Below are 14,986 nucleotides of genomic sequence, written 5' to 3'. Positions count from 1 at the left end.
ATAATATGTTCCGGTTATTAGCCAGTTCAGAATTGCACGCTTTCGCCATCGTTTGGTACGTGCACGATGGACTGAAGTTGTTCTTCCCGTAGGTAGCCACGCAGTTCGACGCGGCTCAGGAGGCAATGATTCACCGCTTCCATGTGTGTAGCGACTATCGCCGCGTTAGGCACAAGCTGATGTACGTGCCGAACATCCTCTTTTCCCATAATAATCGAACCGAAGCTGGGGATGAATGCATTACCGATATTCAATGCCACCACATCGGGAGAATAATTCGTCAGCACATCGATAACATGCTGATTCCAGACGGTATCGCCAGCCAGATAAAACGACTTCTCATTAGCATGTTGAAAGACGATACCGCAGACTTCACCTAGGCGTTCCGCCAATTGTGGATTGGCATAGGTCTCATCAGAACCATGTTGGCCAGATGTTTTTATCAGCGTGATTCCGTCATATTCTGTTTTCTCTCCAAGTACACGCACCGAGATAAACCCCGCACGCCGAATAATCTCGGCATCCTGCGTATTTTGGCTGAAGATTGGCATCGTTTTCGGGATGACCTCGATAGCGGCATCATCCCAATGGTCAAGGTGTGTATGCGTCACAATCACGGCATCAACATCCAGAATTGTCGACATCGGCAATGGAAGGTCGACCAAAGGATTACGCAGATGATCATTTGCCGTTCCAGGGAAGCCGGGGTAGGTAGCTTTGGGTGCCAACATTGGATCAATCAGAAACGTTTTCCCACCAAATTCAAGTTGTAATGTCGCATTACGAATCTGCGTTATTTTCATTTTATTGTTCCTATATCAGGTTAACTGGCAGCGCCGTTATGCGCCAAACAGGATCAGTATAAGAATCTGGCAGATCGCTAACAGTGGCCTGAATGACACACTTCGATGGATTTAGGCCAATTTGCATAAAGCGATTGTTTATTATCGGCGGGGCTATCCTATTGCTGTCTTCATGCACACTAGCTATCTTAACTAACTGGCTATCTTAACCAACGTGCTGTTTCATCACTGAAAAGGACCGTCCTATGCCCCATATTGATGTCAAACATTTCCCAAGAAATCTGTCTGAAGAAGAGAAGAAAGTCATTGCTGAGGATCTCGCTGCGGTTCTGAAGAAGCACTTTGGTTCTTCTAACGATTCACTTTCTGTCGCGTTCAACGAAATTGAGCCAGAACGTTGGAAGGACGAGGTTTACGATCCGATCATCAAACCGCATTTGGATACGTTGGCGAAAAAACCGGGCTATTCGTACTAAAAAATACGTAGTAAAAAGCCGATAACTTTTTGAGTGTTATCGGCTTTTTATGCTGCTGTAGAGCAGGGAGGATTATGCTGTCAGCAGGTGCTGTGCGGTACTTTCAACCAGAGCCAGCAGGACTTTGACATCATTCAGGCTTACCGTTGGGTTCAGCAACGTCAGTTTCAGGCAGGTAACGCCATCAAACTCGGTTACCCCGACGTTGGCGCGTCCTGATTCCAGCAGAGCATCACCAATGCGTTGGTTAAGCAGTGCAATCGTTGCATTATCCGCTGTCGCCAACGGCTGTGGACGATAGCGGAACAGAACGCTTGCCAACTGTGGCTGCATCACTAATTCCAGCGAGGCGTGTCCATCCACATACTGTGCAACCTGCTGTGCCAGCGTGACGCCGTGATCGATGATCGCCGCGTACTGCTCTTGGCCTAACGCTTCCAGACCCATCCACAGTTTCAACGCATCAAAACGACGCGTCGTCTGCAATGACTTCGACACCAGATTAGGCACGCCTTGGGCTTCATCGAACTCAGAGTTCAGGTAAGCCGCCTGATAGCGCATCAGTTCATAGTGACGTGCTTCTTTCAGTAAGAATGCGCCACAGCTGATGGTCTGGAAGAATTGTTTATGGAAATCCAATGTAATGGAATCCACCAATTCAATACCGTCCAGATAATCGCGATATTTCTCGGACAGCAAGAGTGCACCGCCCCAAGCTGCATCAACGTGTACCCAAATCTGATGCTCCGCTGCCAGTGTCGCAATCGCACGTAGAGGATCGATCGCCCCCGCATCAGTCGTTCCCGCCGTCGCAACAATCGCCAGAATCTGCTCACCGTTAGCCTTGGCCAACGCCACTTTCTCAGCTAAATCGTTCAGATCCATCCGCGCGAAGCGATCGGTTTTCACCAGCGTGACACATTGATAACCTAAGCCCAGTAAAGCCATGTTCTTTTGCACCGAGAAATGGGCATTTTCAGAACAGAACACTTTAATTTTCTTCAGGTTACCGACTAACCCATCTTGCTGGATCGAATGTCCCTGACGTGCGAAGAAGGCATCACGCGCTAACATCAGCCCCATCAGGTTACTCTGGGTGCCGCCGCTGGTGAATACACCAGCATCGCCAGACTGATAACCAACTTGAGTACGCAGCCATTCAATCAGCTTCATCTCAATGATGGTTGCTGACGGGCTTTGATCCCAGGAGTCCATGCTCTGGTTGGTGGCGTTAATCAACACTTCAGCCGCCTGGCTGACCACCAAACTTGGGCAGTGCAGGTGAGCGACGCACTGTGGATGATGCACCGACAGGCTGTCTTTCAAAAAGTACTCAATTGCACGCTCAATAGCGGCCTGGTTACCCAGACCCTGAGGATTAAAATCCAGCGTGATGCGTTCACGCAGTTCCGCAACCGTTTTCCCCTGATACATCTCAGGCTGTTGCAGCCACTGCATAACAGCTTGACTACTCTGCGTAATCGCTTCCTGATAGGCTTCGATGCTTTGAGCAGAAGAGGCCAGAATCGGGTTTACCTCTGTTTCAACTAATTGGGACATCGTGGTCATTCGCTCCACTCAGACTGGCTTCACGCCAGCAGACAGCAGGGCGTTTTCAAATTTATCCAGGAAGATTTCCAATTCAGCATTGCTGATCAGCAGGGAAGGCAACAGACGCAGAACGCAACCGTTACGGCCGCCGCGTTCCAGAATCAAGCCTGATTCGAAACATTTTTTCTGCAACAGCGCAGACAAATCGCCATCAGCCGGGTAGCAACCCATGTGATCCTGCGCTTCGCCAGGTTTAACGATCTCAATCCCGATCATTAATCCCAGACCACGAATATGACCGATCACGGGATAACGTGTTTGCAGCTCAGCCAGTTTGGCTTTCAGCCATTCACCTTGCTCAGCGACTTTATCTGCCACCTGATTGTCTCTGAGGTGCATCAGCGTCGTCAGGCCAGTTGCCATTGCCAGTTGGTTACCGCGGAAAGTACCGGTATGGTGACCCGGTGCCCAGGCATCGAACTGCTTCTTGATACCCAGTACGGCTAATGGCAAACCGCCACCGACTGCTTTGGACATCACGATGATATCTGGCTCAATGCCAGCGTGTTCAAAGGCGAAGAATTTACCGGTACGTGCAAAACCAGCCTGAACTTCGTCGATGATCAGCAGAATACCGTGTTCCTGCGTCACTTTACGGATGCGTTGCAACCACTCGACTGGTGCCGGGTTCACGCCGCCTTCACCCTGAACGGCTTCCAGAATGACCGCAGCAGGTTTGCGAACGCCACTCTCAACGTCGTTGATCAGGTTTTCAAAATAGTAGGTTAATGCTTTAACGCCAGCGTCACCGCCAATACCCAGCGGGCAGCGGTACAGATGCGGATAAGGCATAAACTGGACTTCAGGCATCATGCCGTCAACCGCTTCTTTCGGTGACAGGTTGCCGGTTACCGACAACGCGCCATGCGTCATACCGTGGTAGCCACCTGAGAAGCTGATCACACCAGAACGGCCGGTGTATTTTTTTGCCAGTTTCAGTGCAGCTTCAACCGCATCGGCACCAGAAGGGCCGGTAAACTGGAGGCAGTATTCTTTGCCCTGACCAGGCAATAAGGAAAGCAGATATTCGGAGAACTGATCTTTCAACGGCGTTGTCAGATCAAGTGTATGTAACGGCAAGCCGCTAGTAATGACACGTTGGATGCTTTGCAGCACGTCAGGATGGTTATGACCAAGCGCGAGCGTACCCGCACCAGCCAGACAATCAAGATATTGATTATTCTCAACATCGGTGATCCACACACCTTCAGCTTTCGCAATTGCCAGAGGCAACTTGCGTGGATAACTCCTCACGTTCGATTCAAATTCAGCTTGTCTTGCCAAATAGGTTTCATTGTTTCCGTTTAATGAATTCGCACCTAAACTGTCAATACGGACTTTATCCGTCATCATATCTCTCCTACAACCGTGTGCTCGCTGGCAACCACGGTTGAATAAATGAATTAAATACGTAACTACTATAAGAAAAACGCGGCCAATATAGGGTTTTTCAGTCACCGACTCAATGATTTATTTCGTTTCGAAACCTTTATTTTTTCACATAAAAATCAAATGGTTGAATGATTAATTGCTAGTCATGATGCCATGGCTATCTTACATGCTTATTAAATAAGCAAAAAAAATCCTCCTGCAGCAGGATTTTTGAGCCCAAAAGATGGTAACGAACGGAGTAAACAGCACTTTTAGCTAGAGAAAACGGAATAGAAACCGCAGGCTAGGGGGAATGTGATACTGCTTAATGCGTTGTGTTCAGCCTATATAAAGGCTGATGCAGAGGTTTGGATGCCTCTGCAACTCGTTAAATCGGATTCCAGCGGTTCCTGAGGTAATTAACGGCTTCCTGAGTTTGCGGCTGGTTGAGATAGTTCTCTCTGAACAGAATGGTGCCGTTAATGTGCGGCGTAGACTCGTTCAAATCGAGCTGCTTTTTCAGCTCTGGTACGCCACCCTTTATCATCCAGTCTGGTTCATTTTTTGACGGTTCACCCACTTTATACAATGCAACGCCAATATAGAGGCGCGTACTCGTAGGTTTCACCACATCCGCCCACCATTTTGCCAATACATCATAGCGAGCAGCGTCGCGTGCGAAGGGCCAGTAAAGCTGTGGAGCGATGTAATCCAATAGCCCTTGCTGCACCCACAAGCGAGTATCGGCATAGGCTTCATCATAGGCAGCCGCGCCCCGCGTGTCGGAACCTGCTGCATCGTGTGAGCGGTTGCGCCATACGCCGGCAGGGCTGACGCCGAATTCAACCTCGGGTTTCAACTGCTTAATAGTGCGTGAAACCTGCTCAATCAGTTGCTGTGTATTGTATCGCCGCCAATCTGGTTTTGAGCCAAACCCCTGACCATACTTTTTAAACGTCTCTCCATCGTTAAGAACGGAGCCGGGTGATTCAGCATAGAAGTAGTCATCGAACTGCACACCGTCAATCGCGTAGTGCGCTACGACTTCGGCCACGATACTGGTGATCCAGCTTCGTACTTCTGGGATTCCCGGGTCGAGCACAAAGCGATCGCCAGCCGTGCGGATCCAGTCACGATGCAACACAAATACGCTAGCCGGGTTCTGCGACAGCGTGCGGTTTAGCTCAGTAACGGTTCCTAGCTTGGTGTTGACGGATACGCGATAGGGATTAAACCAGGCATGGACTTTCATACCGCGCTTGTGCGCTTCATCCAGCATGAACTGAAGCGGATCGTAGCCAGGATCTTCACCAATATGGCCCGTCAGCATATCTGACCACGGCAATATTTTAGAAGGCCAGAGTGCGGTGCCATCCGGTTTAACCTGGAAAAATACGGTATTGATACCGAGATTTTTCAATTTATCCAGTTTGCTTTTCAGCGCGTCCTGTTGCTGGGTAATGCGGATAGCAGGGCTGCTGGCATTGACTGATGTCACCGGCGGCCAGTCGAGACGGGAGACTGTCGCCAACCAGACTCCGCGTACCGGTTCCTGACTTTGCTGAGGTGTGACCGGAAGCGTCTGTTTAACGGGAGGGACAGGGGTAACAAGTGAACTCGGCGGCTTGGACGCGCAACTGGCAAGTAGAAGCGCAGCAGCAATAAGTACGACTGGCTTTTTCACGTTGGTTAGCTCTTATTTTTACGACTATTAGCCCATGGGTCAACGGCACTATCCTCTGATTTTGCGGGAGCAACATTATCCAGAGAATCAAGATACAGCGCTTCAACTTCGGCGCGAGCCCACGGTGTCCGACGCAGAAACTTTAAACTGGATTTCACGCTCGGATCGCTTTTAAAGCAATTGATGTTGATCCGTTTACCCAGCTCAACCCAGCCAAAACGGTCAACCAGCGCGTTGACTTGCATTTCAAGCGTTACGCCATGTAAAGGGTCTTTAGAAATATGAGCGGTCATGTAGTCGAAGTCCGGTAGTTTCAGATGTTGTTTTCAGAATTGGGCTGTTAGCAAGGGAAGGGTACAAGAAAGCAGGGCGAGCGGCAATGTTGTGCAGCTATGTGAGTATGACAACGTTGTCACCAATACACAGGATTACATTAGCAAAGTGCTAATATGAGCATCCTCAGTAATCATCGAGGAAAGGTAATGAGAGACAGTATTCGGACGAAGATAGTGAGGGTATGTGAAGCCAAGATTGCGGCTAAAGGAGATAATGTTGGCGTGTCATTTTATGCTTTTTTTGCTAACAAGAATGACGATCCAGAATTACTCATGGAAGTCGCTCAATGGTGGATCATGGAGATGAAGCTAGACCACTTTGAAAAAGCCAGAAAAATCATATCTCTCCTTACACGCTAGACAATAATAAATAAGGGTTTTTAATGCTCTGTAAATCGACATCGGTGGCTTTACCTCTGCTAGTAGCGTCGGCACTCCTGCTGACAGGGTGCGCGCCAGCACCGGATCTAACGCAGTGGAAACGTCCTAACACAGACATCGACGGCGTGCGCGTCGCGATGGGTAAATGCGGGGTGCCGCTCCCCGGACCCGATATCCCCAAAACAGACAATGAATCAGTCCTGTATTACCAATGCATGGAGAGTATGGGTTTTACCCGTAAAGACGGATTCAAAATTTGCAGCGTTCGTGTCTACCATGATACCCCAGCCTGCATTAAGCAAGAGCAGGGGGACTCTTTGAGTCAGCGCCAGCTAGAAGCGCTGCATTTTGTCGCAGACAGAGGGTTTCATCCGATTAAGCCGGATTCCGGCGTGAGCCAGTTTTCCTTGGTTAGTTGGCGTAAAGCGGGAGCGTCGCGGCATTTTTCTCATGAAATCGAAAACGACAAACAAGCACTGGCGGTGATGTATCAATGTGGTTATCCGCAGCCTTTGGGCTCAGTGCCTTACGTGCCGACACTGCGCAAAGCCGCGGATGTTCAGCGATGCATGCTGGATAAAGACTTCGAGCCGAAGAACAAACTTAATCTAGTCTGTCGCAATTACCCGCAAGTCACGGGCTGCCAAGATATGAAGTAGATGTACCTAATACAAGAAACGAGAGGCATGCCCAAAATCACTAACATTTTGATTTGTTAGAAAGGGCTCGTGAGATATGAAGTTATTTATCACTATAGGTAATTTAACTTATGTTGAGTAAAAATTCAGTTCATGAATCATATTACCTGTATCAATATGATTTTATTTAATATTTTTAAATATAAGGGTGAGATCACTTTCGGATAACTTCATGAACTAACAAAGAGCTGCTTCTTTTAAGCATTTCCTGACAACCTGCTATACAAACATTGCCCTTCGCAATCGCATATCCCTCCCTACAAATTATAGGTGGGGCCTTATTGTTTTATTGAAAAATTCATGATTTTCAGTGAGATTTAGATACATCAATACTTAATCAGGGCTAAAGTCTCTGATGGCGGTAGCGTTCTTAACGCGGGCTGGGTTACCTAAATCGTATGTCCGAATTTAGTTGACCACTACAGAAAGATAACCGCAGGGTCGTGACACAGTTCGACAAGCTTGCAAAAAGCTATGCGGCAATGGTCTCACTGACTTGTTCCATGCAGTATTTGCGACATCTCATTTCGTACAGAGCACAGGTTGAGTTAGAAGTAAAATTGAGTGTTACTAATTTTCATTCAGGGCCTATGCACGGTGCACATCGACCTGTCTATTGGTTCTGGTTGACTCGGATTGACAAAATTGAAGCATCGCTTGGAAAGTATAAAGTTGTCATTGACTATGATAGAATAATTGAACAGAGTGAATGTGGATTAGATGAAATTTCATCTTTTATAGCACAAAGACTTTCTGTTGTTCCTGAGTCATCAGATACTAAACCACCACTACCTGATGAACAAGAAAATGATGCTGAACAGTTGAATCAAGAACATTTCATCTTGAACGAAGTTTACCCGCTTGATGAGTAACAAACAGTGGGCATCGAGATATTAACTTAGAAAAACGAGAGCTATATGCGCCAAGATTATTGCTTCTGAGATGGTGGTTTTTTTAAGTTCTAATTCTTGTTAGAGTGGCTTTTAATATCATGCTTTATTTATCAGGATTAAAAGGAGATGTGATGCGTCCACATGCTTTAGATACAGCACTCATCACAGAGAATGCATTCCAACTTGTCGTCTGGTGCTCAGGTAATCATCATGTGCTCGACCACTTTTTAGATGATGGAGACCATATTTCATTTGGTCCTACAAAGCCAAATTTCATTTACCATCTACAAAAAACAGTTTGTGAGTTACTTATTGTAACGGCGACAAAAATTAGAATCCTGCAGGATTCCCTCACCGATACATATTTAGATCATGACGAACTCATAAAACCAGACAAAAGGATCACGACTTTTAACCCATGTGCGCAAGAACTGCATTCCTTAAAAAATTTATCAATCCGTGAGACCTGTAATAAAATAATACACGCCACCTCAGTTGCTTTCATTATGTGCAATAAAGATGGCCACAAGGAGCGATTTTTATATTGGTCTGAAGACTTATACGGTTTTTGGTTCAGCGGAGTAGTGGAACTTCATGGAAAAATAAAAGGTAAGGAATGGATCGTCACGTTAGACCCATCAAAGCTTGGAGTAAATATTATTAGCTACATTCATGAACTTGAATCAGAGCATGAAATTTATAGGGCATGGGAATAAGAAATAAGTCGGCCTCATAAAAATGTGTTTTATAGAGGTAGCAGTTCTTTCCTAGAAGATGACTATTACAGAAACACTTTAATACAGAATGTAGTTCTAAGCTCAAAGCAATGGAAACATGAGCCTATCCTAATCTTTCATCATGATCGCGCCATAATTTATAAAAATTGGAGCATCCCTAATTAGGTTTTACCCTGACCACAGATCGAGTTACCGCTAATGTATCAAATGTGTTCACTGGTGAGAATTATTTACTGGTGATTGATGATAATTTCTAGATAATTAATTTAAGGCAACGTATTATCCAGTTGTTCATCCCGATAATGATGGAGATAAGAGTTTAATGAATGTTGAAATAAAAGTGCTTAACCAAAATATTGCAAGGATTATTACTTCACCAGACCTGGATGGGAGTATCATTTCATTTAAGAGGGAATGCATTTCCGCTCTTTCTAATTTGGAAATCATCCCTTCTAGTCCAATGTGTTACATTCTCTATCATGATTATTATGATCGCACTATAGATAGAAATGAAGTTTACATCGGCCAGACAGATGCTGGGATGAATAGAATAAAACAACATCATCAACATAAAGAAAACTGGAATAAGGGTTTGTTGTTTATAAATAGGAAGCCTTCATACGACTTTAGTTTTAAGCTTGAGAGTGATTTAATACAATTAGCTAAAGAGTCTTTGAAGTTTCACGTATCAAACATTAGAAATGAAAATAGAGGGAACTTGTGTGATTGCCAAATAGAAGAATATGATAACTATCTAAATAATCTACAAACTATACTAACTGCTATTAACATTGATATCCTTGAGCGAAATTATGATGGTGCATTCATACATGATACTCAATTAAATCTGAAAGCCCATTTAACTAAAAAAACATTACCATATGAGATAAAAATTCTTGCTGGTAGTTATGCTGAAGTATGTAGATTGGGTTATACAAAGAATTTATTTAACAAGTATGACGTTAAAATTGAAGTTCGTGATAAAGAAATTATTACAAACCGAAAAGATAATCGTCTTCACATCATAAAAGAAGAATATTTCATTTTTGATGATGATATGAATCTTACAATTGAAAACGAAGAAAAGATGGCTCTATACAACTTTTTAAGTATTAATGGTGTTCGAATGTTTAACTATATTGATAAGGTTTAATTTTTTTTACTCCTTATCCTATGAGCTTCATCAATTGTAGTAATAAATTACCATAATAAACCATAAGCGATAATTTGTTAGTTATGGCCTCTAAGTATAGGAAGCCATTTTCTATACATTATCCGTGGCGATTCAGTTTGTGATCTAGGAAACAAGCATAAATCTGATGAGATTCAAAATTATTGCGCCTATACCAGTGCTTCTGTGGCTATAAAATTTATTATTGATAAGTGCGATGGTTTAATTTGATAAATTTTCATGCGATTTAAATTTTCCCTTGGACTAGGAAATTATATGCAAATGAAGTGGGGGGACATTAACTGAATCGCCACGGGTTTAACAGACACCTCAGAGTCATTTATGGACTGACCCCGCCCCGGTAGACGATCCTGCCCTATAGTTTGAGCATAGGTGGAGCGTATGGGCACAGCACGATTTACACCTGAATTTAAGGAAGAAGCCGTCCGCCAGATAACGGAGCGCGGTTATTCTCTTGCCGAAGTATCAGACCGTCTGGGCGTTTCTGCGCACAGCCTCTACAAGTGGCTACGGGCTATCAAGCCTGATAACAGCGAACATCTTACCTCGCTTCAATACCAATACATTTTTAATGGGTATAATATGTGATTGCTTTTGCCGCATTATTGACAGGAACAAGGACTGGTGATGAATATTGATTTCAGTTTAATTCGCAGCGCCCCCAAAAGCCGTAACGATAGCTTTGAAGCACTTGCCGTACAGTTATTTAGGAAAACCTGTCGAGTACCGACAAATTCAACATTTATTAGTCTGCGTGGAGATGGTGGAGACGGTGGCGTTGAGGCATATTTCCGCTCACCGGACGGTGCCGTATTCGGTGTTCAGGCAAAATACTTTTTCCAGCTTGCTTCCGCAGAGCTTACACAGATTGATAGTTCCCTTAAAGCTGCGCTAAGCAACCATCCCACACTAACCGAATACTGGATTTATATACCGTTTGACCTGACCGGGCGTGTTGCTGCGGGAAAGCGAGGAAAAAGCCAGGCGGAACGCTTTGAAGAATGGAAAAGTAAAGTCGAATCGGAAGCGTCAGCGAAAGGGAAGTCACTTTCTATTGTCCTTTGTACCGCTGCTGTTATCTGCAATCAATTACTTGAGATAGACCCTTACGGAGGGATGCGCAGGTATTGGTTTGATGACACGTTGCTGACAACAGCTCAAATTCAACAATGTCTGGATGACGCCATTGCTTTTGCCGGGCCAAGATATACTTCAATGTTGGATGTGGTGACGAATGCTCATGTCGGCCTGGATTTCTTTGGTGGGACTGGTGACTTTTGCGAGTGGTACGAAACATCATTAACACCAATCGTTCGAGAGTTCCATTCACTGAATGGATACGGACGCAAATCGCTGGATATACTCGGCGAAACCCGTGCTACATCTGCCACGGCATTGATTGAAGAAATAATTGCCTACTGTGAGAGCATGAGAGATAACAATGTCACGGCCACATCGGTTACAGATCTTTGCGTCGCTCTGTCATCCCTATTGACACTTTTCGCTGATGCGCGCCATGCTCAAGAAGATAAATTTTATGAAAAGCATGGCAAGCATAGTGATACAGAATCGTTCCGACAGTTCCACGCAGAGTATATGTGTGCATTTCCTGCCGGAGATATGGATGCGGCGAGAAAATGGGAAGAGCAGGCGCAGCAACTGCAAAATTTGCTGACTTCGCAGGTCATTGGTGCCGCAACAGCACATTCCTTACTGCTGGTTGGGCCAGCGGGTATCGGCAAAACCCATGCCATTGTCAGCGCAGCATTGCGTCGACTGGAACATGGTGGTTTTTCCATGGTCGTCTTTGGAGATGACTTTGGCAAAGCAGAACCTTGGGAAGTGCTACGCAGTAAAATAGGGCTGGGTGCCGCCATCGATCGTTCGACATTATTTGAATGCATACAAGCCTGCGCCGAACATACTGGCTTACCTTTTGTCATTTATATCGATGCCTTGAACGAAAGCCCGCAAGAAGTGCGCTGGAAGGACAAGCTTCCCGAATTGCTCGCTCAATGCAAGTCTTATCCAGACATCAAAATCTGCGTTTCAACCCGAGATACCTATCGCAATCTTGTGGTCGATTCACGCTTTCCAGGGTTTGCTTTCGAACACATCGGTTTTTCAGGACATCAATTCGAAGCGGTACAAGCTTTCGCAGCCTACTATGGGCTGGATGCAGAGATTACACCACTTTTTTCACCCGAACTCAGTAATCCTTTATTTTTACACTTGGCCTGTAAAACGCTAAAGGGCGAAGGCCGTGACAGTCTGGATATTTCTTTGCCGGGTTTTACCTCTCTGTTTCAAGGACATCTCAAACATTGCGATGTTTTAATTCGAGAACGCCTCCACTACGCAAACCCTCGCAATCTGGTAAGGGCTGCAATGATGGCACTCGCGAATACCCTGACACATGAGTTGCCGCAGAACCGAACCTGGGAAACCTGTTGCGAAGCACTGAGCAAAATAGTGGGAACTGAGACCACACCTGAATCCTTTTTAAATGCATTGGCACATGAAGGCCTCATTATCCTTTCTGTTGTAGATGAGGATACCTTCCTGATCCGTCTGGGTTATCAACGCTACGGTGACATACTCCGTGCTATCAGCCTTGTGGAAGCTCTTGATTCGGATACAGCAAAACTAGCGGAGAAAATTGCAGCGTTAACAGAAGAAGATGCTGGATTGCTGGAAGCTCTTGCCGCCGTGCTGCCAGAGAAAACTGCTCTTGAAATTACTGCTGAAGAAGTAGGATTACCATCCGAACAAGCCCATAAGCTGTTCATCCAGTCATTGGTTTGGCGCTCCCGACAAAGTGTAGTGGAAGAAATTGATGAACACATCCATGCAGCACTACATACACCTGGATTATGGGAGTCGGTTTATGAAGCGCTGTTTTCACTTAGTCTGGTTCCTGACCATCGTCTAAACGCAACTAATTGGCTGGGGCCATTTTTACGGCAGTCATCCTTAGCTGAACGTGACACCTACTTGTCATTAGCTGCGCTGGGATCATTTGATAACAAGACTGCTGTCTATTCACTCATCCATGCAGCACTATTTGCTGACATAACCCATTGGCCTGCTGAAAGCCGGAGGCTGGCCAGTCTAACACTTGCCTGGCTCACTTCGTGTGCTGACCGCCGAATCAGGGATTTATCCTCAAAAGGGCTAAGCAGAATCCTGGCAAACTACCCAGAAAACTGCCAAACAGTAATCAGTGAATTTGCATATTGTGATGATGATTACGTATTAGAGCGTATTAGCCTTGCTATCTACAGTGCATGCTTATTGTCACGCCAACGTAGAAATGCGTTTATGCCAGCGCTCCCTGGCCTATTAAGCATTGCGTCAGATAGCGAGAATATTCTGCTCCGGGATACGGTTCAGCTATTAGTAAACTTGTTGAAAACAGGAGAATTTCCCACAGCCGTAACTAGCCAATTACAGCATTACCAGACAAACGTATCATTACCATCACGATGGCCTGTACTGGCGGATGTCAAACTCCTCTTAGATCTGGAACATTTACCATCAAACATGGTGCTCTGGGGAGAGTCCATGGCCCCGGATTTCTGGCGTTATCAGGTGGAATCGAAGATTTCCGGCTTTGACCTGAAGAGCGCCAATATCAGCCATGAAAACATTGCCTGTTGGTTAATGCGAGAAGCACTTAATTTAGGATATCCCGGTTATAACCACTGCGCGCTCAATTATGATCGCCATATCGGGAGTCAGTATGGCTCGGGACGGGGTAGAAAAGGGTATGCTGACCGACTCGGTAAAAAATATTACTGGATCGCCTTACATCGACTACTGGGCATTCTGGCCAGTAATGTTCCCGCACTGGAAGACCCATATTCCGACTACGAACCTACAAGTGATCATCTATGGTCAGTCGACGTCCGTAAAGTCGACCTGACCGATGTACGCGACATCACCGCAGAAAGTGTCTATCCAGTACTGATGGAAGAAACAAATTATGCATTCCCTGACCGCAATTCAGATATCAAAGGTTGGGTTCGGACCGATGATTTGTCACCTTATGAAGCTTGTCTGATTCGAACTGACAAGGAAGGGGAACAGTGGGTAGCGCTTTCACACAGCTATAGGGACGAGGATAAAGCGCCGAATGAAAATAGCTGGAATTCACCTTACCTGGCAGTGCGTGCTTATTATTCAAGCGCACTCATAAATGAAAGCATCCAGAACTTTAAACAGAAAAGTGCGCGCGATATTTTCCAATATAATCAGAGGAATAGCTGTTATCGCGGTTATCTTGCTGAATATCCTGACAGCCCAGTGTACAAACAACTTCTTAATAATGAGGAAGATAGGGAAGCATTTAATTTTACAGAAGTCAGTTTACTTCGCGGAAGCGAATGGGAATACGACTACTCATATACCACGCCCGAACGCCAGGATAACCTCATTGCGCCATGCCAGGGAATCATTCAAAAACTCGAACTTTTATGGGATTGTCAAAGCGGTTGGGTTGATCGTTCTGGCAAACTTATAGCCTTCCATCATAAAGGTGTAAGACAAAGCGGACTTTTCATTCATCGTTCGGCGTTGAACGCCTACCTGTCCATAACAGGTGAAGAACTTATATATCGCCGTTTTGCTAACAGGGGATATTTTGATTTAGCTGGCCGTAACGGCTCGCAAATAGACCTGAAAACTTGGATCCAGTACCGGGCAGACAAGGCGCCAGTAGTTTTACGAGAAGAGGAACTGCCGTTTAACTGCTGACAACGATACTTATTAAGTAATCAACTGGCTGCCCTGGCATCGAATGCCAG

At 45.5% G+C, this 14,986-nt stretch carries 12 protein-coding genes and 1 pseudogene; 8 read left to right on the top strand and 5 right to left on the bottom strand.

The window, feature by feature from the left end; all coding sequences use genetic code 11:
- Positions 1-26 precede the first annotated feature (26 nt).
- Positions 27-803 carry an MBL fold metallo-hydrolase gene (locus CLR69_RS04950; RefSeq protein ID WP_129711238.1) on the bottom strand — a complete coding sequence of 259 codons (777 nt, stop codon included), beginning with the start codon at positions 801-803 and terminating at the stop codon, positions 27-29.
- A 245-nt stretch (positions 804-1,048) separates the two neighbouring features.
- Between CLR69_RS04950 and pptA the strand changes: the two genes are divergently transcribed.
- Positions 1,049-1,279: a tautomerase PptA gene (gene pptA, locus CLR69_RS04945; protein ID WP_129711237.1), complete on the top strand. Its 231-nt coding sequence runs from the start codon at positions 1,049-1,051 to the stop codon at positions 1,277-1,279.
- Positions 1,280-1,351: 72 nt separating this feature from the next.
- Here the strand turns inward: pptA and CLR69_RS04940 are convergent, their stop codons facing one another.
- The 4 genes from CLR69_RS04940 to CLR69_RS04925 form a co-directional block, all read right to left on the bottom strand.
- Positions 1,352-2,848: a pyridoxal phosphate-dependent decarboxylase family protein gene (locus CLR69_RS04940; protein ID WP_129711236.1), complete on the bottom strand. Its 1,497-nt coding sequence runs from the start codon at positions 2,846-2,848 to the stop codon at positions 1,352-1,354.
- A 9-nt stretch (positions 2,849-2,857) separates the two neighbouring features.
- A complete protein-coding gene (locus tag CLR69_RS04935; RefSeq protein WP_129711235.1) occupies positions 2,858-4,243 on the bottom strand; it encodes a diaminobutyrate--2-oxoglutarate transaminase in 1,386 nt (461 codons plus the stop codon).
- 406 nt (positions 4,244-4,649) lie between these two features.
- Positions 4,650-5,945: a glycoside hydrolase family 10-like protein gene (locus tag CLR69_RS04930; protein ID WP_129711234.1), complete on the bottom strand. Its 1,296-nt coding sequence runs from the start codon at positions 5,943-5,945 to the stop codon at positions 4,650-4,652.
- 5 nt (positions 5,946-5,950) lie between these two features.
- Positions 5,951-6,238, bottom strand: a complete 288-nt coding sequence (locus CLR69_RS04925; protein ID WP_129711233.1) for a VF530 family protein — start codon at positions 6,236-6,238, stop codon at positions 5,951-5,953.
- A gap of 189 nt (positions 6,239-6,427) precedes the next feature.
- On the opposite strand from CLR69_RS04925, the gene CLR69_RS04920 reads away from it, so the two are divergent.
- From CLR69_RS04920 to CLR69_RS04890, 7 genes and pseudogenes are all read left to right on the top strand, one after another.
- Entirely contained in the window at positions 6,428-6,640 is a 213-nt protein-coding gene (locus tag CLR69_RS04920) for a DUF6500 family protein (RefSeq protein WP_129711232.1), read from the top strand.
- A gap of 23 nt (positions 6,641-6,663) precedes the next feature.
- Complete coding sequence (locus CLR69_RS04915; protein ID WP_129711231.1) at positions 6,664-7,320, top strand: hypothetical protein; 657 nt, start codon at positions 6,664-6,666, stop codon at positions 7,318-7,320.
- Between the two features lie 482 nt (positions 7,321-7,802).
- Positions 7,803-8,231: a hypothetical protein gene (locus tag CLR69_RS23020; protein WP_197730536.1), complete on the top strand. Its 429-nt coding sequence runs from the start codon at positions 7,803-7,805 to the stop codon at positions 8,229-8,231.
- A gap of 152 nt (positions 8,232-8,383) precedes the next feature.
- Positions 8,384-8,968, top strand: a complete 585-nt coding sequence (locus CLR69_RS04905) for a hypothetical protein (protein WP_129711230.1) — start codon at positions 8,384-8,386, stop codon at positions 8,966-8,968.
- A gap of 343 nt (positions 8,969-9,311) precedes the next feature.
- Positions 9,312-10,142, top strand: coding sequence for a GIY-YIG nuclease family protein (locus tag CLR69_RS04900; protein ID WP_129711229.1), 831 nt, complete (start codon positions 9,312-9,314; stop codon positions 10,140-10,142).
- A 420-nt stretch (positions 10,143-10,562) separates the two neighbouring features.
- A pseudogene (locus CLR69_RS04895) lies at positions 10,563-10,718 on the top strand (transposase); the annotation flags it as partial.
- A gap of 90 nt (positions 10,719-10,808) precedes the next feature.
- Positions 10,809-14,936, top strand: coding sequence for an NACHT domain-containing protein (locus CLR69_RS04890; RefSeq protein ID WP_129711228.1), 4,128 nt, complete (start codon positions 10,809-10,811; stop codon positions 14,934-14,936).
- Positions 14,937-14,986 lie beyond the last annotated feature (50 nt).

The organism is Pectobacterium zantedeschiae, assembly GCF_004137795.1.
Classification (GTDB): domain Bacteria; phylum Pseudomonadota; class Gammaproteobacteria; order Enterobacterales; family Enterobacteriaceae; genus Pectobacterium; species Pectobacterium zantedeschiae.
This window is presented reverse-complemented; position numbering and strand designations above follow the sequence as displayed.